General features: G+C 68.7%; 18 protein-coding genes and 1 riboswitch. Of the genes, 11 read left to right on the forward strand and 7 right to left on the reverse strand.

Going from position 1 to position 22,208, the window contains the following annotated elements; translation table 11 throughout:
• The first annotated feature begins 47 nt into the window (after positions 1-47).
• From RNZ50_16760 to glmM, 6 genes are all read left to right on the forward strand, one after another.
• Positions 48-194, forward strand: coding sequence for a hypothetical protein (locus RNZ50_16760; GenBank protein ID MDT8856644.1), 147 nt, complete (start codon positions 48-50; stop codon positions 192-194).
• 105 nt (positions 195-299) lie between these two features.
• A complete protein-coding gene (locus tag RNZ50_16765) occupies positions 300-2,849 on the forward strand; it encodes a putative PEP-binding protein (GenBank protein MDT8856645.1) in 2,550 nt (849 codons plus the stop codon).
• A gap of 210 nt (positions 2,850-3,059) precedes the next feature.
• On the forward strand, positions 3,060-3,755 hold the full coding sequence (locus tag RNZ50_16770) for a cell wall hydrolase (protein ID MDT8856646.1): 696 nt from the start codon (positions 3,060-3,062) through the stop codon (positions 3,753-3,755).
• Between the two features lie 171 nt (positions 3,756-3,926).
• The gene (locus RNZ50_16775) at positions 3,927-4,835 is read left to right on the forward strand and encodes a dihydroneopterin aldolase (protein ID MDT8856647.1); all 909 of its coding nucleotides are present in this window, start codon (positions 3,927-3,929) and stop codon (positions 4,833-4,835) included.
• 46 nt (positions 4,836-4,881) lie between these two features.
• The gene (folP, locus tag RNZ50_16780) at positions 4,882-5,892 is read left to right on the forward strand and encodes a dihydropteroate synthase (protein ID MDT8856648.1); all 1,011 of its coding nucleotides are present in this window, start codon (positions 4,882-4,884) and stop codon (positions 5,890-5,892) included.
• The gene (gene glmM / locus RNZ50_16785) at positions 5,889-7,232 is read left to right on the forward strand and encodes a phosphoglucosamine mutase (protein MDT8856649.1); all 1,344 of its coding nucleotides are present in this window, start codon (positions 5,889-5,891) and stop codon (positions 7,230-7,232) included. Before folP ends, glmM begins: the two co-directional genes overlap by 4 nt.
• Positions 7,233-7,313: 81 nt before the next feature.
• On the opposite strand, the gene glyS is transcribed toward glmM, so the two are convergent.
• The 3 genes from glyS to RNZ50_16800 are packed head-to-tail and all read right to left on the reverse strand — an operon-like array spanning position 7,314 to position 10,994.
• A complete protein-coding gene (gene glyS, locus RNZ50_16790) occupies positions 7,314-9,596 on the reverse strand; it encodes a glycine--tRNA ligase subunit beta (protein ID MDT8856650.1) in 2,283 nt (760 codons plus the stop codon).
• 4 nt (positions 9,597-9,600) lie between these two features.
• A complete protein-coding gene (locus RNZ50_16795) occupies positions 9,601-10,074 on the reverse strand; it encodes a DUF6446 family protein (protein ID MDT8856651.1) in 474 nt (157 codons plus the stop codon).
• Complete coding sequence (locus RNZ50_16800) at positions 10,071-10,994, reverse strand: glycine--tRNA ligase subunit alpha (protein ID MDT8856652.1); 924 nt, start codon at positions 10,992-10,994, stop codon at positions 10,071-10,073. Before RNZ50_16800 ends, RNZ50_16795 begins: the two co-directional genes overlap by 4 nt.
• Positions 10,995-11,156: 162 nt before the next feature.
• On the opposite strand from RNZ50_16800, the gene RNZ50_16805 reads away from it, so the two are divergent.
• Positions 11,157-12,953 (forward strand): peptidoglycan-binding protein, encoded by a 1,797-nt coding sequence (locus tag RNZ50_16805; protein ID MDT8856653.1) that lies wholly within the window; start codon positions 11,157-11,159, stop codon positions 12,951-12,953.
• A gap of 47 nt (positions 12,954-13,000) precedes the next feature.
• Here RNZ50_16805 and RNZ50_16810 read toward each other — a convergent pair whose 3' ends face one another.
• The 3 genes from RNZ50_16810 to metZ all read right to left on the reverse strand — a co-directional run bounded on the left by RNZ50_16810 (position 13,001) and on the right by metZ (position 16,879).
• On the reverse strand, positions 13,001-14,449 hold the full coding sequence (locus RNZ50_16810) for a TrkH family potassium uptake protein (protein MDT8856654.1): 1,449 nt from the start codon (positions 14,447-14,449) through the stop codon (positions 13,001-13,003).
• Between the two features lie 66 nt (positions 14,450-14,515).
• On the reverse strand, positions 14,516-15,601 hold the full coding sequence (gene folE2, locus RNZ50_16815; GenBank protein ID MDT8856655.1) for a GTP cyclohydrolase FolE2: 1,086 nt from the start codon (positions 15,599-15,601) through the stop codon (positions 14,516-14,518).
• A 96-nt stretch (positions 15,602-15,697) separates the two neighbouring features.
• Complete coding sequence (metZ, locus tag RNZ50_16820) at positions 15,698-16,879, reverse strand: O-succinylhomoserine sulfhydrylase (GenBank protein ID MDT8856656.1); 1,182 nt, start codon at positions 16,877-16,879, stop codon at positions 15,698-15,700.
• A 66-nt stretch (positions 16,880-16,945) separates the two neighbouring features.
• A riboswitch (SAM riboswitch) is annotated at positions 16,946-17,024 on the reverse strand.
• Positions 17,025-17,173: 149 nt separating this feature from the next.
• Between metZ and RNZ50_16825 the strand changes: the two genes are divergently transcribed.
• The 3 genes from RNZ50_16825 to RNZ50_16835 all read left to right on the forward strand — a co-directional run bounded on the left by RNZ50_16825 (position 17,174) and on the right by RNZ50_16835 (position 19,607).
• Entirely contained in the window at positions 17,174-17,881 is a 708-nt protein-coding gene (locus tag RNZ50_16825) for a glutathione S-transferase N-terminal domain-containing protein (GenBank protein MDT8856657.1), read from the forward strand.
• A 112-nt stretch (positions 17,882-17,993) separates the two neighbouring features.
• Positions 17,994-18,245: a hypothetical protein gene (locus RNZ50_16830; GenBank protein ID MDT8856658.1), complete on the forward strand. Its 252-nt coding sequence runs from the start codon at positions 17,994-17,996 to the stop codon at positions 18,243-18,245.
• A gap of 75 nt (positions 18,246-18,320) precedes the next feature.
• Positions 18,321-19,607, forward strand: a complete 1,287-nt coding sequence (locus RNZ50_16835; GenBank protein ID MDT8856659.1) for an O-acetylhomoserine aminocarboxypropyltransferase/cysteine synthase family protein — start codon at positions 18,321-18,323, stop codon at positions 19,605-19,607.
• A gap of 38 nt (positions 19,608-19,645) precedes the next feature.
• Here the strand turns inward: RNZ50_16835 and RNZ50_16840 are convergent, their stop codons facing one another.
• Positions 19,646-20,338, reverse strand: a complete 693-nt coding sequence (locus RNZ50_16840; GenBank protein MDT8856660.1) for an SIMPL domain-containing protein — start codon at positions 20,336-20,338, stop codon at positions 19,646-19,648.
• A 162-nt stretch (positions 20,339-20,500) separates the two neighbouring features.
• On the opposite strand from RNZ50_16840, the gene RNZ50_16845 reads away from it, so the two are divergent.
• Positions 20,501-21,667, forward strand: a complete 1,167-nt coding sequence (locus tag RNZ50_16845; protein MDT8856661.1) for a hypothetical protein — start codon at positions 20,501-20,503, stop codon at positions 21,665-21,667.
• The last annotated feature ends 541 nt before the right edge of the window (positions 21,668-22,208 follow it).

The following is a 22,208-nucleotide window of genomic DNA, read 5'->3' on the forward strand; positions in this document are numbered from 1 at the left end:
CCAGATGCAGCAGGCTGAACTTCCCGTCTCGGTCCTCGCTGACCAGCGTGACTCTGACCCGACATCGACCGCCAGCACGCTGCGGCACCAACTGGATGGCCGACACCATCCGACAGGCCCGGCTGCCCGTCGCGGGCCGCGGCATCGCCTTCCCGACCGGCCGTGGCGACATCCTGCCGACCGCCTGTCCCTGAGAGGGGCCGAGGCCGGACCGCGCGCGCTGCCGTTCCGGGCGCCTGCCGGTGCTTGCGCGACCCGGGGATAAGCGTATCCTGCCCGCGAACCCGAAAGGCGCCGCAGTGCAGAAACTTGACCTTCTGACCGATTTCACCACCATCAACCTGACCGCAGCGATGACGGCGCAAACCCACGGCTGGCGGGCAAAATGCCTGCAGCGGCTGGTGCGGCTCGACCTGCCTGTGCCGCTGACGGTTGCGCTTCCGGCGGCAACCGTGCGCGCGATCGCGGCGGGCCATCCGGTCGATTGCCGCGCCATCCTGAACCATTTCGGGGCCGATCCGCTGGTGTCGGTGCGCCCCAGCCCGGAGAACCCCGACTGGGGCGGGCCCGCGACCATCCTCAACATCGGCTTCAACGCCGCCCGGCACGCAAGGCTGGCCGAGACCCACGGTCAGGCCGCCGCCGATGCGCTGTATCTGCGCTTCGTGCAGGGCTATGCGATCCATGTCGCGCGGCTTGACCCCGACATGTTCGAGGGGATGCACCCCTCGTCAGAGGCGCTGCACGACGCGCTGCGCACCTTCGCCGCCGAGATGGACGAGCCCTTTCCCGAAGACCCGGCGCGGCAGCTTTCCGACGTGCTGCGGTCGATGGCCCGCGCTTGGGAGGGCACCTCGGCCCGCCTGCTGCGCCAGGCCAAGGGCGCCCCGGCCGAAGCGCCGCTGGGGCTGGTGGTGCAGCAGATGGCCCAGGGCATCGGCCAGGGCATATCCGGGTCGGGCGTGATCCAGTTCGTCGATCCGGTGACCGGCCAGCGCCAGGTCACCGGGCGCTACCTCGGCCAGAGCCAGGGCCGCGACGCGCTGCGCCGCACCGAGGCGATCTTCCTGACCCGCGACCCGCGCGGCCCCTCGCTGGAGGAACTCGCGCCAGAGGTCTTTGCCGACCTGCTGCGCCACGGCAATGCCTGCCGCCTGCGTCTGCGCGAGGAAATGCAGATAGAGTTCACCATCGAGGACGGCCGCCTGTCGGTGCTGGATGCGGTCAAGGTCACGCGCTCGTCGCGCGCCGGGCTGCGCATCGCGGTGTCGCTGGCCGAGGATGGCATCATCAGCCGCGATGACGCGGTGCTGCGGGTCGAACCGCGGGCGCTGTCGGAACTGCTGCACCCGCAGGTCGATCCGCGCGGCCCGCGCGACGTGTTCGCGCAGGGCATCGCCGCCAGCCCCGGCGCTGCCACCGGGAGAATCGTGTTTTCCTCGGCGGCGGCGCAGGCGTCGGCGGCGCGGGGCGAGCCCTGCGTCCTGGTGCGCCGCGAAACCGCGCCCGAAGACATCCGCGGGATGCATTCTGCTGCGGCCGTGCTGACCGAACGCGGCGGCATGACCAGCCATGCGGCGGTGATCGGGCGCGGCCTGGGCCTGCCCTGCATCGTCGGCGCCTCGGACCTGCGGCTGGACATGCGCGACAAGACCCTGCGCGCGGGCGACGGCCGGGTATTCCGCGAGGGCGACATGATCACCGTCGACGGCACCGCCGGGCAGGCGCTGGCGGGGGCCGCCGACATGCTTCCGCCCGCGCTCGACGATGCCTTCCGCCGCCTGCTGTCCTGGGCCGATGCGGTGCGCGACATCGGCATCCGCGCCAATGCCGACACCCCCGCCGACGCCCTGACCGCCCGCCAGTTCGAGGCGCAGGGCATCGGTCTATGCCGCACCGAACACATGTTCTTCGACGAGGACCGGCTGGTAGTGATGCGCGAGATGATCTTCGCCGACACTTCGAAGGACCGGGCGGCGGCGCTGGCCCGCCTGCTGCCGATGCAGCGCGCCGATTTCGTGCAATTGTTCGATATCATGCAGGGATTGCCGGTCTGCATCCGGCTTTTCGACCCGCCTTTGCATGAATTCCTGCCCCACAGCCGCGAGGGACTGCGCGAACTGGCCGAGGCGCTGGACCGCCCGCTGTCCGAGGTGACCCGCCGCGCCGAGGCGCTGGCCGAGTTCAACCCGATGCTGGGGATGCGCGGCGTGCGGCTGGGCATCGTGCTGCCCGAGATCTACGACATGCAGGCACAGGCGATCTTCGAGGCCACGATCGAGATTGCCCGGCGCGGCGGATCGGTGGTGCCCGAGATCATGATCCCGCTGGTCTCGGCGCGGCGCGAGGTCGAACTGGTGCGCGCCCGCGTCGATGCGGTGGCGACCATGGTGCGCAACCGGGCCAAGGTGGCGTTCGACTACAAGCTGGGGGTCATGGTGGAAACCCCGCGCGCCGCGCTCCGGGCGGGCGAGATCACCCAGCACGCCGATTTCCTGTCGTTCGGGACCAACGATCTCACGCAGATGACCTACGGGCTGTCGCGCGACGATGCCGGGCGGTTCATGAACACCTATGTGCAGCAGGGCGTGTTTCCCGAAGACCCGTTCCACATTCTCGACGTGGATGGCGTGGGCGAACTGCTGCTGATCGGGGCCGCGCGCGGGCGTGCGACTCGCCCCGACCTGACGCTGTCGATCTGCGGCGAACATGGCGGAAATCCCGAATCGATTGCCTTCTGCCGCAAGGCCGGATTCGACTATGTGTCCTGTTCCCCCTACCGCGTTCCGCTGGCAAGGCTTGCGGCGGCCCATCTGGCGCTGCTGGATCTCGAATCAGAAATAATTTAGAAATTACAGATACTTGCCGGATTTTCCCATCGGTGCCACCCGCCCGGATCGGCGGGAAACCGCGCAAAATGCAAAGCTCACCTGTTGCAGTTTTGCAACATATGATGGACTCGTGAACTTTATTCGGCTAGTGCCTCCGCTCGTTGCCTGCGGAAAACGTCCTTCATGACCCCCGCAGACGGCGATGAACCATACCGGGAACACGAGACAATGCGCTTGCGACAGACCTGGACAGGCAGCCTTTCTGCGCTGCTGATCCTGAGCGGAGCGGCCTTCGCCGATGTGACGGTGAGCCAGTCCAACGACCCTTCAGCCTCGCTCGGGGGGCGGCTGTCGTCTCTGCTCGGGGTGGAACGAACCGTCCTGGGACAGGTGGCGCCGCAGCGCCTGGCGGCCTTGGCAGATGGGGTCGCGGCCCCGGTGAAGAAGCGTGTTCCGGCCGGCAATCAGCCCGGCCCGACGCTGATCCGCTATGACGAGGGTTTCCTGGCACAGCAGCCGGTCGCCAAGGGTGACGACCAGTGGCAATGCCTGGCCAAGGCCCTGTATTTCGAGGCGCGTGGCGAATCCGTCAAGGGCCAGTTCGCGGTGGCAGAGGTGATCCTGAACCGCGCCGACAGCCCCGCCTACCCGCGCACGATCTGCGGCGTGGTGCATCAGGGCGGCGGCGGCGGTTGCCAGTTCTCGTTCACCTGCGACAGCTATTCCGACCGCATCCGCGAAATGGCGGCCTATGTCGAGGCGGGCAAGATCGCGCGGCTGATGCTGGACGGCGCGCCGCGGGCGCTGACCATGGGGGCCACCCATTTCCACACCACGGCCGTACGTCCGCGCTGGGCACGGAGCTTCCCGCGCACCGCCGCCATCGGCGCGCACCTGTTCTACCGCCAGCCCTCCGGCTCCTGACATCGCGTCGGCACGCGCCCTGCGTCGCGGGCAAAGGCTTGCTCCTGACGTCGCGGGCCACGATTTGCTCCTGACGTCGCGGGGCTTGCGCAGCCTGCCGTCTTTGGGCATGGCAGGGCCGCGTGCCGGGGTAATCTGCACGCGCACCCCTGCCGCGCGCCGGAGACCGTGATGACCAGCGACATCTCTCTTGCCTTCGCCCACCCCGAAGAACGGGCCTCGGCCTCGGCCACGGCCGACCCGCGCGACCGCATCTCGCTGCGCGACCATGTGGTCGAGGTCGAGATCGGCGCCTTCCAGCAGGAACGCGGCACCCGCCAGCGCGTGCGCTTCAACGTGGTGCTCGAGGTCCGCCCCCACCCCGCGCCGCTGCTCGACGATGTCGACCGCATCCTGTCCTATGACCGCATCACCGAGGCGATTGCCGCCGAACTCGCGGCCGAACGGCTGAACCTGCTGGAAACGCTTGCCGAACGGGTGGCCGAACGGGTGCTGGCCGAACCGCAGGCGATGCGGGTCTTCGTGCGGATCGAGAAGCTCGACCGCGGGCCGGGCGCGCTGGGGGTCGAGATCGTGCGGTCGCGCGCCGAGGTGCCGCTGCGCGCGCTGGGGGCCGACGGCGCCGAACAGGTGCTGCACCCGCTGGTGGCGCATCTCGACAACGCCGCGATTGCGGCCCCCGATCTGGCGCAACAGATCGACGCGCTGCTGGGGCACGGGCTGCCGGTGGTGCTGACCGTGGGCCTGCCCGACCTGCCCCGCCCCGAAACCGGCCACCGCCCGACGCAGCGCCGCATCGACCTGCTGGCGATCGAGCAGAACGCCTGGGTTCTGGCCGCCCGCGACCCGCGCTGCGTGGTGGTCGCCACCCGGACCGAAATCGACTGGGCCATGCGCAACGGCAAGCTGATCGTCTGGGCGCCATCAAAACTGGTGCTCGATGCCGTCGATGGCCCGCATTCGCGCGAGCCGGTGGAGCTGGCACTCTGGCTGGCCGAACTTCTGGCGGCGACGCGGCTGGTGGTTCACGGTTCTGTAACACTGCCGGCGGGAAGCCGCGTGCCGGTCGAGCGCGCCTGAGGCCCGGCCCTTGCCAAACCCCCATGGCCCGGCCTAACGAGGCGGCATGATCTACCACCGCCCGATCCCGATGCTCGATGCCGCCCGTCCGCCGGGGGCGGTGCCCCTTGCCGGTGGCTGGTGCTGGTTCGACCGGGTCGAGGTGCTGGAGCGTGGCCAGCCGTCCGCCCTGATCGCCGCCGCCGACCTGCCCGCCGAGGTGCGCCAGCGCCTGTCCGCGCCGCGCCCCGCGCTTTGCGGCCTGCCGCTGGACCGCCCGCGCCTGATGGGCATCCTGAACGTCACCCCCGACAGCTTTTCCGATGGCGGCCGCTTTCTGGACGCCGCCGCCGCGCTGGCGCAGGGGCGTGCGATGGCCGGTGCCGCCGACCTGCTCGACATCGGCGGCGAAAGCACCCGCCCCGGCGCCGCCGACGTGGCCGTGCCCGACGAGATTGCCCGCACCGCCCCGGTGATCGCTGCCCTGCGCGACGGCGGGCTTGGCCTGCCGATCTCGGTCGACACCCGCAAGGCGGCGGTGGCCGAGGCGGCGCTGGCTGCCGGGGCCGACATGGTCAACGATGTCTCGGCCCTGCAATATGACGCCGCCATGGCGCCGCTCGCCGCCCGCAGCGGCGTGCCGATCTGCCTGATGCACGCGCAGGGCACCCCCGCCACCATGCAGCACGACCCGCGCTACGACGACGTGCTGCTGGATGTCTATGACGCGCTGGCCGCCCTCGTGGCGCGGGCCGAGGCGTCGGGCATCGCGCGGGACGCGATGGTTATCGACCCGGGCATAGGCTTCGGCAAGACGGCGGCGCACAACCTCGCCCTGATCCGCGGGCTGTCGCTGTTTCACGGACTGGGCCTGCCGCTGCTGGTGGGCGCCTCGCGCAAGCGGTTCATCGGCACCATCGGCGGGGCGGATCAGGCCGACCGGCGGATGCCCGGTTCCATCGCGGTGGCGCTGGCCTGCGTCGCGCAGGGTGCGCAGATCCTGCGGATTCACGATGTTCAAGACACAAGGCAGGCGCTTGCCCTCTGGCAGGCCGCAACGCTGGGAGACGACAGATGACCAGAAAGCTTTTCGGCACCGATGGCGTGCGCGGCCGGGCCAACACCTATCCGATGACCGCCGAGATGGCGCTGCGGCTGGGTGCGGCGGCGGGGCGCTTCTTTCGCCGCGACGGCGGCGGCGCGCACCGGGTGGTGATCGGCAAGGACACGCGGCTGTCGGGCTACATGCTGGAAAACGCGCTGACCGCCGGTTTCACCTCGACCGGCATGAACGTGCTGCTGCTGGGGCCCGTGCCGACCCCGGCGGTGGGCTTCCTGACCCGGTCGATGCGCGCCGATGTGGGCGTGATGATTTCCGCCAGCCACAACCCGCATCAGGACAACGGCATCAAGTTCTTCGGCCCCGACGGCTTCAAGCTGTCCGACGAGGCGGAGACCGAGATCGAGGCGATTCTGGCGGGCGAGGTCGCGCCCGCCACCGCTGACGACATCGGCCGCGCCCGGCGGATCGAGGATGGCCGCGGCCGCTATCAGGAATATGCCAAGACCACCTTCCCGGCGGGCCTGCGGCTCGACGGGCTGAAGGTGGTGATCGACTGTGCCAACGGCGCCGCCTATCGCGCCGCCCCCGAGGTGCTGTGGGAACTGGGCGCCGAGGTCATTCCGGTCGGCGTGTCGCCCAACGGCACCAACATCAACCACCGCTGCGGCTCGACCCACACCGACACGGCGGCCGAAACCGTGGTGTCGCACGGCGCCGATGTCGGCATCTGTCTGGACGGCGACGCCGACCGGGTGATGATCCTGGACGAACGCGGCCGGGTGGCCGATGGCGACCAGATCATGGCGCTGCTGGCCGCCCGCTGGGCCGCCGAGGGGCGGCTGCGCGGCAACACGCTGGTCGCCACCGTCATGTCCAATCTGGGGCTGGAGCGGTTTCTGACCGCGCAGGGCATCGCGCTGCTGCGCACGCCGGTCGGGGACCGCTACGTGGTCGAGGCGATGCGGCGCGGCGGCTTCAACCTTGGCGGCGAGCAGTCGGGCCATATCGTGATGACCGACTATGCCACCACCGGCGACGGGCTGATTGCCGGGTTGCAGTTTCTTTCGGAAATGGCGCGCACCGACCTGCCCGCCTCGTCACTGGTGCGCAGTTTCGAGGTGGTGCCGCAGATGCTGAAGAACGTGCGCTATGGTGCCGGGTCGCAGCCGCTGGCCGCCGCTTCGGTGCAGGCGGTGATTGCGGCGGCCGAGGTTCGGCTGAACGGGTCGGGGCGGCTTCTGATCCGCAAGTCGGGCACCGAGCCGCTGGTGCGGGTGATGGCCGAATGCGAGGACGAGGTGCTGCTGGCCGATGTGGTTGAGGGCATCGTGGCGGCGGTGCAGGCGGCGGTCTGACGGGCTGGCTTTTTCGCAGGGCCGGGGCAACGTGCCCGGCCCTGCCGCCGGATGGGTATTTTTACCAAGAAGAAACCGCGGTCAGCCTTCGATCTTCGTCAGGTCCGCGACACCCTGGCAGATGGTGCGGATGCGGTGCAGCAGGTTCAGCCGGTTGCGCCGGATGATCGGGCTGTCGGCATTGACCTGCACGGCGGTGAAGAAGGCGTCGATCGGCGCGCGCAGGGCGGCCATGGCGGCCATGGCGGCGACGAAATCCTCGGCCTTCATTGCGGGCAGGATGGCGGCCTCGGCGGCGTCGAGCGCGGCGAACAGGGCGCGTTCCTCGTCGGTCTCGGCGAACTTCGGGTCGGCGCCGAAGGAGTATTCGACGCCGTCCTTGGTTTGTTCGTCAGTCAGCAGCTTGTTGGCCCGCTTGAAGCCTTGCAGCAGGTTGGGGCCATCGTCGGTCTTGAGGAAAGCCGCGAGGCTTTCCGCGCGCTTGACCAGCAGGGTGAGGTCGTCATTGCCGGGCATGGCGAGGCAGGCGTCGATCACGTCGTGACGGATGCCCTGATCGCGCAGGTAGACTTTGAGGCGGTCGTGGGAGAATGCGAGGAGGCTTTGCCTCTCTTCCACATTTCCCGCCAAAACTCTTGCCGCAATAGTCTCTGCGGCAGCTCTACGCTCGTCGAGTGTCAGTTCATCAGAGCCGATTGACCTCGCAAGGTAATCAAGCACATCGGTCGATTTCCAATCTTCTGCGGAGTGGAGCAAAGGAAGTGTTGACCCAATGCGCGACAGCCCGGAGAGGAATGCGGGTTCGGTTCGAAAATTTAGCAAGCTGTCACCTGTGACGCGCCTAAACGCGGGAACTGTTGTATCAGTCAGGTTCACCCGCACCCCATTCCCCAGCACCAACCGTATCACCCCCAACGCCGCCCGCCGCAGCGCATAGGGGTCTTTAGACCCCGTGGGTTTCTCATCTATCGCCCAGAACCCCGTCAGCGTGTCGATCTTGTCGGCCAGTGCCACGGCGACGCTTACAGGGTCGGTGGGCACGTCGTCGGAGGCGCCGAGCGGTTTCCAGTGCATCTCGCAGGCCTCGGGCACGCCGGAGTCGTGGCCGGCGGCGGTGGCGTAGTAGCGGCCCATCAGGCCCTGCAACTCGGGGAATTCGCCGACCATGGCCGATTGCAGGTCGGCCTTGCAGATCCGGGCGGCTTCGGCGGCGAGGTCGGGGGCGGCGCCGACCAAAGGCGCGATCTCGCGCGCCAAAGCCTCGATCCGCAGCACGCGGTCGGCCTGTGACCCCAGCTTGTTGTGGAAGGTAACCGAGGCCAGCCCCCTGGCCATACCTTCCATCCCGACCGCGTGGACGGTGCGCAAGTCATTCTCCCAGAAGAACTTCGCGTCCGACAGGCGGGCCGACAGCACCTTCTGGTTGCCCGCAAGGATCGTCGCGCCATCGTCGGCGGTGACGGTGTTGGCGACGGTGACGAAGCCTTCGATGCGCCCGGTACGGGGGTTCTTCACCGAAAAGAACTTCTGGTGGGTCCGCATCGAGGTTTGCAGCACCTCGGGCGGCAGGTCGAGGAAACCCGCGTCAATCGCCCCCAGCAGCACCACCGGCCATTCCACCAGCCCCGCCACCTCGGCCAAGAGGGCGGCATCCGGCACCACCTCCAGCCCCTGCGCGAAGGCCTGGGTGGTGGCATCGTGCCAGATCTGCGCTTCGCGTTCGGCGGCATCAAGCATCACGAAGGCGCGTTTCAGCTTCGCCGCGTAGTCGTCGAAGTTTGAGACCGGGAAGCGCGCGGGCGCGAGGAAGCGGTGGCCTGCGGTGCTGTTGCCCGCCGTCAGGTGATCGACCGTCACCGGCACGACCTCGGGCCCATGGTCGTCGGTCAGAAGGCACAGGATCGAATGCAGCGGGCGCACCCAGCGCAAAGACCCGCTGCCCCAGCGCATCGACTTCGGCCAGGGAAAGGCGCGGATCGTCGCTTCCAGCACCTCGGCCACGATCTCGGCCGCCGGCCTGCCCGGCTTTTCGATCACCGCGAACCAGACCTGGCCCTTCTTGTCATCGCGCAGTTCAAGCTGCTCGCGCGAAAGGCCGGTGGAGCGCAAAAAGCCCTGCAAAGCCGCCTCCGGCGCGGTGGCGTTTGGCCCCTTGCGTTCTTCCCGCAGCGCCGGGCTGGCGGCGGTCAAGCCCTGAACGGTCAGCACCAGACGGCGCGGGGTCGAGAAGGCACCGGCCGAGGCATAGGTGAGGCCCGCCTCGACCAGACCGTCGGTCACCAGCTTCTTCAGGTCGTCGCGGGCGCGGGCCTGCATCCGTGCCGGGATTTCCTCGGAGAACAGTTCGATCAGCAGGTCGGGCATGGGATCACTCGGTCTCGCTCTGGTTCATCTGGTGCCAGGCGAAGGCCCGGCCATCGGGAAACACCGCCACGACACGGTCGATGCCGGGGACAATGTCGGGTTCCGACAGGAAGGCGATGGCCTCGCCGGTTTCCAGCGCCGCGCCGATGCGCGCCGCGTCGAAGCAGTCGAACCAGCCGGGGGCAATCAGCGGGGTGGCGGCATCATACACGCGGTAGGTCTCGGTCAGCATCGCCTGCGACAGGGGCGTGGTGAAGCAGGCGCGAAAGCGCAGCGGCGACGAGCTGGCGTCGATGCCGGTCACGTCATCGGCCACGATCACCTCGGGCACCGCGCCGATGATCGGGGTCAGCCGGATTTCGGCGCCGGGGGTGAAGGCCACCGGCTGATAGAACGCATAGACCTGCGTCCAGTAAAGCACGACCCCTGCGGCAAGCGCGCTCAGCACGATGAAGCCTCCGACCAGCTTGCCATTCACGCGGCCATCCCCGCTTCGGTGGTGACGAACGCATCGGCGCAGCGTTTGGCCAGGGCCCGCACCCGGCCGATATAGGCCTGCCGTTCGGTGACCGAGATCACGCCGCGCGCGTCGAGCAGGTTGAACAGGTGGCTGGCCTTGATGCACTGGTCATAGGCGGGATGCGCCATGACGATCAGCCGCCCGGCCTTGTCGTGCGGTTCGGCCGACAGGATGCGGTCGCATTCCGCCTCGGCATCCTCGAAATGGCGCAGAAGCATCGCGGTATCGGCCTGATCGAAGTTCCAGCGCGAGTATTCCTGTTCGGTCTGGCGGAACACGTCGCCATAGGTCAGCGGGATCGGGCTTTGCGGGTCGTTGAAGGGCATGTCCATCACGTGATCGACCCCCAGCACATACATCGCCAGCCGCTCCAGCCCGTAGGTCAGCTCGCCCGCCACGGGGCGGCAGTCGTGCCCGCCGACCTGCTGGAAGTAGGTGAACTGGCTGACCTCCATCCCGTCGCACCAGATTTCCCAGCCAAGGCCCCAGGCGCCCAGCGTCGGGCTTTCCCAGTCATCCTCGACAAAGCGGATGTCGTGCAGGGCGGCGTCGATGCCGATGGCGGCAAGGCTGCCCAGATAGAGCTCCTGCAGGTCGGGCGGCGACGGTTTGATCAGCACCTGATACTGGTAATAGTGCTGCAGGCGGTTCGGGTTCTCGCCATAGCGCCCGTCGGTCGGGCGGCGCGAGGGCTGCACATAGGCTGCCGCCCAGGGCTTGGCCCCCAGCGCGCGCAGCGTGGTTGCGGGGTGGAAGGTGCCGGCCCCCACCTCCATGTCATAGGGTTGCAGCACGGCGCAGCCCTGCCTGCCCCAATACGTCATCAACCGCAGGATGATCTCCTGAAAGCTGCGCGGGGTGTCGGTTTGGGCGGTCATGCGGAACCTCGTGAAAACCGCCTTCTCCATAGGCAACGGGGGCGGAAGGGTCAATGCGGGGTGGCCCGGCCTGCGGGCAGAATCGACGTGCATCTGCCGCCTGCTCTGTTAATTTCGCACGACATCTGGGTGTGACAGGCAAGTGACGGGATCAATCTGACAATGAGACACGCGGTTTTTCTTCTGTGCCTGTCGGTGGCGCTGGTGTTCGGGGCGGCGGCGCGGGCACAGGATCAGGTCTGGGTGCAGATCGAGGCTCAGCCGACCCTGCGGCAGGCCGAAGAACGCGCGCGCGCCTATACCGGCGTGTTTCCCGACGTGGCGGGGTTTCAGCTGACCTCGGGCTGGTATGCGATCGTGCTGGGGCCCTATGCGGCCGACATGGCGGCGGCGCGTCTGGGTGCGCTGCGCAACGAACGGCTGATCCCGGGCGACAGCTTTCTGGCCGATGGCCGCAATTTCCGGTCGCAGTTCTGGCCGGTGGGCCAGGGCGCGCTGCCGCCCGAGGTGGCGGCCCAACCGCTGCCCGACCCGGTGGCCGAGTCCGTGGCCGACCCGCTGATGCAGCCGCCCCCGGCGCCCGAAGTGCTGGCCGCCCCCGAACCCGAATCCGAGCCCGCCACCCTGCCCGAGGAAACCCCCGCCGAGGCGCGCCGTGTCGAAGCGGCGCTGAACCGCGACGACCGGCTGGCGTTGCAGACAGCCCTGCAATGGTTCGGGCATTACCGCTCGGCAATCGACGGCGCCTTCGGGCCGGGCACCCGCAACGCGATGGCCGCCTGGCAGGAGGCCAATGCGCTGCCCCCGACCGGAATCCTGACCACGGCGCAGCGCGCGCTCCTGCTGGATGCCTACGGGCAGGCGCAGGCCGAGCTTGGCCTTGCCACCGTCACCGAACCAGAGGCCGGGATCGAGATCACCCTGCCGCTGGCGCTGGTTGCCTTTGACCATTACGAGCCGCCCTTCGTGCATTTCGCCGAAAAGGGCGGGTCGGGGGTGCGGGTGATCCTGATCAGCCAGCCGGGCGACCAGGGCACGCTTTACGGGCTTTACGACATCCTGCAGACGCTGGAGGCGGTGCCGCTGGATGGTCCGCGCGAACGCGGCGAACGATCGTTCACCATTTCCGGGCGCAGCGCCACGCTGGAAAGCCACACCTACGCCGAACTGTCGCAAGGGCTGGTCAAGGGCTACATGCTGGTCTGGAACCCGGCCGACGGCGAACGCATGGCGCGGGTGCTGGCGGCGATGCAGGCGAGCTTCCGCCCGGTGGGCGAACGGGCGCTGGACCCCGGTCTGGTGCCGATGGCGGCCGAACAGCGCAAGGGCCTGCTGTCGGGGCTGGAGGTGCGCCGCCCGCTGCGGTCGCGCAGCGGCTTCTACGTCGATACCTCGGGCGCGGTGCTGACCACGACCGAGGCCACGACCGGCTGCGCCCGCATCACCATCGACCGCGATCAGGAGGCGGATCTGGTGCTTTCCGACCCGGCACTGGGCATCGCGCTCTTGCGCCCGCGCGTGGCGCTGGCCCCGGCCGCGGTGGCGCAGGTGCAGACCGGGGCGCTGCGGCTGGGCGCCGAGGTGGCGGTGTCGGGCTATTCCTACGAGGATCTGCTGCCGTCACCGACCCTGACCTTCGGCACGCTGGAGGATGACAAGGGCCTGAACGGCGAATCCGGTCTGGTCCGCCTGACGCTGGAGGCGCTGCCGGGCGACGCCGGCGGGCCGGTGATCGACGCGGCGGGCGGCGTGCTGGGCATGTTGCTGCCGCGCGCCGACGGCGGCACGAGGCAGTTGCCGGCCGAGGTGGCCTTTGCCGTCAGCGGCACCGGCCTTGCCGCGAAACTGGCCGGGGCGGGCATCATGGTGCCGGTTTCCACCCGGCAGGGGGCGCTGGCGCCCGAAGACCTCGGTCGCCTTGCGACCGGCATGACGGCGCTGGTATCCTGCTGGAACTGACGGCGCGTGGCCGTGCCTTCGGGTGCGGCCATGGCCTGCGGCGTGTCTCAGCGCCGCCAGAACTGCGGCAACACCAGCACGAAGATCGCCAGCAACCCCAGCCGCCCCATCAGCATCGCCAGGATCATCACCCATTTCGCCGGGGTGGGAAAGTCGATGAAGGTGCCGGTCGGCGCCACCAGCGGCCCGATGCCGTAGCCGATGTTGCCGACCGAGGTCCAGGCCGCGAACAGCGCCGACACCGTATCGACCTTCATCAGCGTCATTGCCACCGCAAAGACGCCGATCGTCACGATGAAGCCGGTGACATACAGGATCAGGGCGTTCATCACGTCCTGCTCGACCGTCCGCCCGGCGTATTTCACCGCGGTGATCCGGTTCGGCGCGTGGATCTGGCGGATCTGGCTGGCAATCGCCGCCAGCACGATCTGCACGCGGAACACGCTGAGGCCGGCCGAACTTGACCCCGAACAGCCGCCGATGAACCCGATCACGAAGGCCACCACCAGCGAAAAGCCGCCCCAGGCTGCGAAGGTGCCGGAAGCGAACCCGGTGCCCGTAAGGATCGAGGTCAGGTTGAACAGCGTTTCGCGGAACGCGGGCTCGAACCCCATGTTGGAGGTCAGCGCCCGCCACGCCGCGACCAGCACCGTCGCCATCAGCAACCAGCGCACGAAGGCCCGTATCTGCGGGTCGCGCAGCAGCGGTCGGCTGCTGCCCGAAACCAGCTGCACATAGCGGATGAAGGGCAGGGCGCCCAGCACCATGAACAGCGCCCCGGCATATTCGGCCGCGCCGGGGTATTTGGCAAAAGACTTGTCGGAGGGCGAAAAGCCCCCCGTGGCAATGGAGGCCATGCCGTTCACGACGGCATCCAGCGGCGTCATGCCGATCGCGGCATAGGTCAGGATGCAGATCACCGTCAGGGCGGCATAGATCCCCAGCAGCGAAATCGCGATGTCCGTGGCCCGTGGCAGCAGCTTGCCCAGCGTGTCGAAGCCTTCGGTGCGGAAGAACTGCATCCCGCCGACCCGCATGATCGGCAGGAAGATCATAGCGATGAAGGCGATGCCCAGCCCGCCGGTCCAGTTCAGCATCCCGCGCCACAGGTTCATCCCCGGCGGCAGGGTGTCAAGCCCGATGATCACCGTGGCCCCTGTGGTGGTGATGCCCGACACCGCCTCAAAATAGGCGTCGGTGAAGCGCAGGCCGGGTTCGCCGATGATGAAGGGCAATGCCCCGAACAAGGGCACGAACGCCCAGATGCCGACCGTCAGCAGATAGGCCTGCCTGCTCGACAGCCCGCCCCCCAGCGCGTTGCGGTTCGCCAGCGCCAGCGCCGCCCCGGTGGTGCCGGTGATGAACGAGCTTTCCAGAAAGGCCGCGCCGTTGGGCAGGCCAAGCCGATAGTCGATGATGGCAGGCGCCAGCATCATAATGGCGAAGACAACCAGTATCCTGCCAATGACATAGAAGACGGGGCGCAGATCAACCATGGGCCGAGGCATGACTCGGGGCCACAGGGCTGTCAAGCCGCCGTGCCGCCCCCGAAGTCATCGGCCCTAGCCGTGGTGGATCAGCGAGGCGAACAGCCGCGGGTCCAGGCTTTCCGCCGCGAAGGTCGGCCCGCGCGTCAGAAGGCTGACGGCATCATGGCTGTGCAGGCTTTCCTGATGGCTGGCCACGATGCGGAAATCCCCGATCCGCGGATCGCCCTCAAGGCTGGCGCAGAAGCTGCGCGCCGCATCCTCGACGAAGATCGGGTTGGCGGCGTTCAGTTCGGCAAAGGCCTGTTCATCCTCGCGCTTGACCATCACCTGAGTTTCGGTCGGCACGCCGCGGCGGGCAAGGTCGATCAGATCCTCGAACCACAGGCAGGGGCCATCGGCCACTTCCACGGAAATCCGCGCGACCGAGCGTTGCGAATGCGGCGTGGCCAGCTGGCCCCTTTCCCGGCGCGCATGTTCGGAAAGTTCAAGCGAACACGGGCAGGTGGAGCTGTAGACATAGTCCAGATGCATGATTTTCTTGCGCACCCCGGCCCTGTCCACCAGTTCTAGCGCGATGTCGTAATACTGCCAGCCGGTCAGCCCCGAGCGCAGCGACGCCACCTGCACCGGAAACGACAGCCGCATCTGGATGCGCGCGTCGAAGCTGTCGAGGTCGCGCTTGTAATCCTCCAGCGCCGCCTCGATCACCTCGAAGCTGAAGCGCCGGTCGGCATGGGCATAGAACGACCGCATGATGCGGCTCATGTTGATGCCCTTCTTTTCGGCATCGAGGCTGACGGTGCCCGTCACGCTGGTTTCCAGCATCAGATCGCCGTTGCCGCGCGTGTGATAGCGGATCGGCAGGCGGAAGTTGGAAATCCCGACATGCTGGATCAGCGCGCGCGCACCCACGATCAGGCTGGCGGGGCCGTTCTGCAGATCGGGCAGCGTGGCCTTGTAGCCGTCGTCTGCCCGGAAATCGGACGGATAGGCGCGGCTGAGTTCCGGATATTGCCCCACCAGCACCCGCGCATCGGGGTCGAGCGCGTCGATCTCGGCATCCGGCGACTTGCCCGCCCACTGCCGCAGCAGGGCCAGCGCGGCTTCGGCCTCGGCCCGGCTGGGTTTGCGGTCGATTTCGGGTGTGTGGATGTTCATCGCGTGCCCCTTCGTCTCGGTCATGGCATGGGTATCATGTGGCATTCGCGCCGCCATTTCCAACCCATGCCCGACAGATACGCACCTTGACCGGGTTCAGATCACCGCCAGCGCCGCTTTCAGATCGTCGATCAGGTCATCGGCATCCTCCAGCCCCACCGAAAGCCGCACCAGCCCCGGGGTGATGCCCAGCGCAACCTTCTGCGCGTCGGGCAGGCGCTGGTGCGTCGTGGTGGCGGGATGTGTGGCAATCGACTTGGCATCGCCAAGGTTGTTGGAGATCCTGATGATCTCCAGCGCGTTCAGCATCCGGAACGCGGCCTCCTTGCCGCCCGCCACCTCGAATGACAGCACGGTGCCGCCCGACCCCATCTGCGCCTCTGCCAGCGCAGATTGCGGGTGGCTGGCAAGGCCGGGGTAGATCACCCGCAGCAGTCCCGGCGCGCCTTCAAGGGCTGTCGCGATCTTCAGCGCGGCGTCGGCCATCGCCCGGCAGCGCAGGTCCAGCGTCGCCATGCCGTTCAGCATGATCCACGAGGTGAAGGGGCTCATCGCGCCGCCGGTGTGTTTCAGGTAGGGCTCGGCCACCTTGCGCACGAAGTCGCGCGTGCCGCAGATCACCCCGCCCAGTGCACGGCCCTGCCCGTCGATGTGCTTGGTGGCCGAATAGACCACCACATCCGCGCCTTGCTCCACCGCGCGCGAAAAGATCGGCGTGGCGAACACGTTGTCCACGATGACCAGCGCGCCCGCCGCGTGGGCGATGGCCGCCACGGCCACGATGTCGATCACCTCCAGCGTCGGGTTCGACACCGACTCGAAGAACACCGCCCTGGTGCCGGGCGTCACCGCCGCCTGCCATTGCGCCAGATCGGTGCCGTCGACGAACGCGACCTGCACGCCGAACCGGCCCAGCACATCCTCCAGCACGTAAAGGCACGACCCGAACAGCGCCCGCGCCGCCACCACGCGGTCGCCCGCCTTCAGGCAGCAGGTCAGCGCGCCGCTGACCGCCGCCATGCCCGAGGCGGTGGCAAAGGCGTCCTCGGTGCCCTCGATCGCGGCGATGCGCTCCTCGAACATCCGGGTGGTGGGGTTGCCGTAGCGGGCATAGATGAACTCGTCATCGCCCGCCTTCAGAAACCGCGCCTCGGCGGCCTCGGCGCTGTCATAGACGAAGCCCTGCGTCAGAAAGATCGCCTCGGCCATCTCGCCATACTGGCTGCGGCGGCTGCCCTCGTGCACCAGTTGCGTGCGGCGTTTCCAGTCCTTCGTCATGCGTCCATCCTCTGCGCCCGTTTCCGGCGCAACAAAAAACCCCGCCCGTCAACAAAGACGCCGGGGGTTTCGCAATCCCTGACCTCTTTAGCGGTTTGTTTAACGTGGCCCGCAATCGGGTGAACAAAGCGCCACGAAGGCCGGGATACGCCGCTTCCCGCGCCGCGTCAACCGGACCGATGGGCCTTGCGTCACGCGCCCGTCACACCCCCGCGCGCCAATGCACGGCAGCGCCGGATCGGCCCTTGCCTGGCCGGGAAAATGCGGCTCAATAGATGCATGGAGGATTCCGCTATGACTGCCGACATCGACCTCTACTACTGGCCCACGCCGAACGGCTGGAAGATCTCCATCGCGCTGGAGGAGCTGGCGCTGCCCTACAAGGTGCATCTGGTCAACATCGGCGCGGGCGAGCAGTTCGCGCCCGACTTCCTCGCCATTGCGCCCAACAACCGGATGCCCGCGATCACCGACCCCGACGGGCCGGACGGCAAGCCGGTGTCGATCTTCGAATCCGGCGCGATCCTGCAATATCTCGCGCGCAAGACCGGCCAGCTTTACGGCGAGACGGAACGCGACCGCATCGCCGTCGATCAATGGCTGATGTGGCAGATGGGCGGCGTCGGCCCGATGGCGGGGCAGGCGCACCACTTCCTGAAATACGCCCCCGCCCTGACCCCGCCGCAAGACCTGCCCTATGCCAAGGACCGTTACCGCAACGAGGTCGCGCGGCTTTACGGCGTGCTCGACCGGCAACTGGCAAAGTACGCCTTCGTCGCGGGCGACTTCCTGTCGATTGCCGACATCGCCATCTGGCCCTGGGCGATCCTGTGGGAAGGCCAGCAGCAGACCCTCGACGACAAGCCGAACCTCGCCCGCTGGCTCGACGCGCTGGCCGCCCGCCCCGCCTTCCAGCGCGGCAAGGCTGTGGCGGCGGACCGGCGGTCTGACGTGGCGGCCGACAGGAAGGCGCAGGACATCCTGTTCAAGCGGACGGTTTGAGAAGAAAAGCCTGAATCCCCAAAGCCTGCGCAACCCGGCCTTGCGCGGCTGCGTCTTGCGCCCCGCCCCGGATCGGGCGCATCATCGGTCAAACCCCTGCCCGAGGCTGAAAATGACCCGATCCGCCCTGCCCTTCGTCCTGCTCGCCGCGCTCGCCGCCTGTACCCCCACGCCCGCCCCCGCCCCGGTCGGCAGCGTCAGCCATGCGGGGCAAAGCTACCCGATCCGCGCCACCCCGAACGGCTGGGCGGTGCGCACGCCCGACACGCTGGTGCCCTGCCGCGCCGCGACCGAGCGCGACTGCTACTGGTCCCTGCGCGCACACCTGAATGCCATCGACCAGCTTGACAGCCTGCCGGGCTGAACCCCGCGCAAGCCGATTGTGCGCCGCGCTGTCCTCCCCTAACCTGTCGCCCGGAACTTGATACTGGAGGACAGAATGACCCGACCCCTCGGCTTCGACACGTTGCAGATCCACGCAGGCGCCAAGCCCGACCCGGCGACCGGCGCGCGGCAGGTGCCGATCTACCAGACCACGGCCTATGTCTTCCGCGATGCCGACCACGCCGCCAAGCTGTTCAACCTGCAAGAGGTCGGCTACATCTATTCCCGCCTGACCAACCCGACCGTCTCGGCGCTGGCCGAACGGGTCGCGGCGCTGGAAGGCGGGGCGGGGGCGGTGTGCTGCTCGTCGGGCCATGCCGCGCAGATCATGGCGCTGTTTCCGCTGATGCAGCCGGGCTGCAACGTGGTTGCCTCGACCCGGCTCTACGGCGGCACGATCCAGCAATTCTCCAACACGATCCGCAAGTTCGGCTGGTCGGCCAAGTTCGTCGATACCGACGATCTTGCCGCAGTCGAGGCGGCGGTGGATGACAACACCCGCGCGATCTTCTGCGAAACCATCGCCAACCCCGGCGGCTACATCACCGATCTGGATGCGCTGGCGGCGATTGCCGACCGGGTCGGCCTGCCGCTGATCGTCGACAATACGACCGCAACGCCGTGGCTCTGCCGCCCGATCGAGCATGGCGCGACGCTGGTGGTGCATTCGGCCACGAAATACCTGACCGGCAACGGCACCGTCACCGGCGGCGTGGTGGTTGACAGCGGCACGTTCGACTGGTCGGCCAGCGGCAAGTTCCCCAGCCTTGCCGAACCCGAACCCGCCTATCACGGGCTGAACTTCCACGCCGCACTGGGGGGCATGGCCTTCACCTTCCATTCCATCGCGGTCGGCCTGCGCGATCTGGGCATGACGATGAACCCGCAGGGGGCGCATTATACCCTGATGGGGATAGAGACGCTCAGCCTGCGGATGGAACGCCACGTCGCCAACGCGGTGAAGGTCGCCGAGTGGCTGGAGGCCGATCCGCGCGTGACGCAGGTCACCTACGCGGGGCTTGCGTCCTCGCCCTATCACGACCGCATCGCCCGCATCTGCCCCAAGGGGGCCGGCGCACTGTTCACCTTTTCCATCAAGGGCGGCTATGACGCCTGCGTGAAGCTGGTCGACAGTCTGGCGCTGTTCAGCCACGTCGCCAACCTTGGCGACACCCGGTCGCTGATCATCCATCCGGCCTCGACCACCCACCGCCAGCTCAGCGAGGAACGGCAGGTGGTTGCGGGTGCCGCCCCCGATCTGGTGCGCGTCTCGATCGGGATCGAGGATGTCGCCGACATCATCGCCGATCTCGATCAGGCGCTGGCCAAGGCCACCGCCTGACAGCGCGGCGCGGGGGTCACGGCCCCCGCGCCCTGCCGTTACTGTGTCAACCCGAACACGACAGTCACATTGGCGCTCATTGCCACCTCGCCCTCGGCCATCGGCACAGCGGCGACAGACTCGGCCATGCGGAACATAGGCGCCGGGCCGGAATAGCCGCCGCCTTCGGTGATCGACACCACCGGCCCCAGCCTGACCCCTGCCGCCCCGGCCAGCAGCCTGGCCCGCGCCAGCGCATCCGCCACCGCCAGCGTGCGCGCCTCGTCCATCGCCGGTGCCGGATCGGTCAGCCCGAAGGTCACCCCGTTCAGCGTGTTCGCCCCGTCCTTCACCGCCGCATCCAGCACGCCGCCCAGCGTTTCGAGCGCGCGCACCCGCACGGTCAGCATGTTCGACGCGACATAGCCCTTGATCACCGGGGCAGAGCCGTCGTTGGCAACCTGCACCCAGTTCGGGTTCAGCGACAGGCCCGAGGTCTGCACGTCGCGTTCCTCGATTCCGGTCCGGCGCAGGTTGGCCAGCACCCGGCCCAGCTCGTCGGAATTGGCGGCCATCGCCGCGGCGGCGGTCGCGCCCTGCGTCGTGACCCCCAGCGAAATCGTCGCCATGTCGGGGCGGGCATCGACCCGGCCTTCGCCGGTGACGGTCAGCCGGGGCTCCTCGGCAAGGGCGGGAAGGGCGACGGGCAACGTCAGGCTCGTGGCAAGCAACAGGGCATTCAGAACACGCATGAAAGATCCTCCTTGGACATTCGCGACAATTCGCTTCTGTAACGCACACCACAAGCCGATCCTTGGGGCTTTTTCTTTCATTCGGCAAAAACCTGCTGTAGGAAGAACTCGGCTTCGGCGGCGGACTCCCCGCATGGTCCGAACTTGTGCTAGACCCGTGGTATGAAACCAAGTTTTGCTCTGAACCTGACGCACGACAGTATCGGCCTGCTGCACCGCACCCCGCGGGGCTGGCTCGAGATCGGCGTGGCCGCCCTCGACACCCCCGATCTGGCCGAGGCGCTGGGCTACCTGCGCAGTTCCGCCCTGGGGCTTTCGCCGCGCGGCATCACCACCAAGCTGGTGATCCCGAACAGCCAGATCCTGTATCTGGAACTGGCGGCCCCCGGCCCCGACGGGCAGCGCCGCCGCAAGCAGATCCGCGCGGCCCTTGAAGGGCGCACCCCCTACGAGGTGACCGACCTGGTGTTCGACTGGTGGGGCAACGGGCCGACCGTGCAGGTCGCCGTCGTCGCCCGCGAAACCCTGGCCGAAGCCGAAGCCTTCGCCGCGCAGCACCGGTTCAACCCGCTGTCTTTCGTGGCGATTCCCGAACCCGGGCAGTTCGGCGGCGAGCCGTGGTTCGGCCCGTCCAGCCTCGCCCCCAGCCTGTTGCCGGTGGGCGAGAAGGTCGAGCGCGATCAGGACCCGGTGTCGATCGTTGCCCGCGACTCCCAGCGCCCCGAAAAAGCCGCCGACCCCGCGCCCTCCCCAGACCGGGACGGCGCCCCGTCGGCCGAACCCGGCCCGCCCGCAGCCGCCCTGCCCGCAGCCGCCCCGCCCGCAGCCGCCCCGCCCGCAGCCGCCCCGCCCGCAGCCGCCCCGCCCGCAGGCAAGCCCGACGCGGCACCCGCCGGGGCCGCGCCCTCCGACACGGCAGCCGAACCGGTCGTGGCCCCGCCTGAACCCGTGACGAACGGGCCCGGCGCCTTGGCGGACAAGCCCGACCCCGTGGCCCGCCCCGAGCCAGCGCCTGCCCAGCCCGTATCTGCGGTCACGCCCGCGCCCGACGCGGCCATGCCCGCACCCGCGGCCTCCCGGCCCGACCCCGTGCCCGACTCGGTGCCCGATACCGTGGCCGCCAAGCCCGGCCGCGCAGACCCCGAACCGGCGGCCCCGGGTTCGCAACGCCGTGCCGCCGGGCCCGAGCAGCCCCCTGCAGCCCGTGCAGACGCGGCTGCCGCCCGCCCCCCGGCCGAGCCCGCCTTCGAAGAGTTGCGCCACCCGGTGCCGCCGCCCCCGCGTCTGAACAGTTCCGACACCCCGCAGCGGGACGCCCCCCCCCGGTGATGCGCAGCCGTGCCGAGCGCATGGCCGAACGGGCGATGATCCAGCCCGCCGACCGCCCTGCCGACGCCGCCCCCGTGCGGGATCGCGCGGCCGAGGCGGCCACGATGCCGCCCGCAGACCCCGTGCCCGAACCGCGCCCAGACCCGATTGCCGAACGTCCGGCGGCACCGCTGGCCGAACCCCGGCCCGACCCGCTGGCCGCGATGACGACCAAACCCGATCTGCCGAAGCCCGATCTGCCTCAACCCGATCTGGCCAGATCAGAGCTTCCTGTCGGCAAGCCTCCGGCGTTTTCCACCCGCCGGGCGGATGTCACGGCACAGTCGGTGCCCGGCCCGGCGCTGGGTTCCGCCCCGCCGCGTCCGGCGCCCCCCCGGCCCGCCCAGCCCGGTGCCGATCCGGCGCGCCCGCGGGTCGAGCCGCCTTTGCCCCCGCGGCCCGGCGCTGGAACGGGAACGGGAACGCCGCCCGCCGCGGCCGGTCTGGCAGCGCCGGTGCGCAAGCCGGCGGCCCCGGTGCCCGGCAAGAAGGGCGCCACCAA

Source organism: Paracoccaceae bacterium Fryx2 (genome assembly GCA_032334235.1).
Classification (GTDB): Bacteria; Pseudomonadota; Alphaproteobacteria; order Rhodobacterales; family Rhodobacteraceae; genus JAVSGI01.

Coding starts and splice junctions, on each gene's coding strand:
- RNZ50_16770 (MDT8856646.1), top strand. CDS start 3,060: ATGCGCTTGCGACAGACCTGGACAGGCAGCCTTTCTGCGCTGCTGATC.
- RNZ50_16775 (MDT8856647.1), top strand. CDS start 3,927: ATGACCAGCGACATCTCTCTTGCCTTCGCCCACCCCGAAGAACGGGCC.
- folP (MDT8856648.1), top strand. CDS start 4,882: ATGATCTACCACCGCCCGATCCCGATGCTCGATGCCGCCCGTCCGCCG.
- glmM (MDT8856649.1), top strand. CDS start 5,889: ATGACCAGAAAGCTTTTCGGCACCGATGGCGTGCGCGGCCGGGCCAAC.
- glyS (MDT8856650.1), bottom strand. CDS start 9,596: ATGCCCGACCTGCTGATCGAACTGTTCTCCGAGGAAATCCCGGCACGG.
- RNZ50_16800 (MDT8856652.1), bottom strand. CDS start 10,994: ATGACCGCCCAAACCGACACCCCGCGCAGCTTTCAGGAGATCATCCTG.
- RNZ50_16805 (MDT8856653.1), top strand. CDS start 11,157: ATGAGACACGCGGTTTTTCTTCTGTGCCTGTCGGTGGCGCTGGTGTTC.
- RNZ50_16810 (MDT8856654.1), bottom strand. CDS start 14,449: ATGGTTGATCTGCGCCCCGTCTTCTATGTCATTGGCAGGATACTGGTT.
- folE2 (MDT8856655.1), bottom strand. CDS start 15,601: ATGAACATCCACACACCCGAAATCGACCGCAAACCCAGCCGGGCCGAG.
- metZ (MDT8856656.1), bottom strand. CDS start 16,879: ATGACGAAGGACTGGAAACGCCGCACGCAACTGGTGCACGAGGGCAGC.
- RNZ50_16825 (MDT8856657.1), top strand. CDS start 17,174: ATGACTGCCGACATCGACCTCTACTACTGGCCCACGCCGAACGGCTGG.
- RNZ50_16830 (MDT8856658.1), top strand. CDS start 17,994: ATGACCCGATCCGCCCTGCCCTTCGTCCTGCTCGCCGCGCTCGCCGCC.
- RNZ50_16835 (MDT8856659.1), top strand. CDS start 18,321: ATGACCCGACCCCTCGGCTTCGACACGTTGCAGATCCACGCAGGCGCC.
- RNZ50_16840 (MDT8856660.1), bottom strand. CDS start 20,338: ATGCGTGTTCTGAATGCCCTGTTGCTTGCCACGAGCCTGACGTTGCCC.
- RNZ50_16845 (MDT8856661.1), top strand. CDS start 20,501: ATGAAACCAAGTTTTGCTCTGAACCTGACGCACGACAGTATCGGCCTG.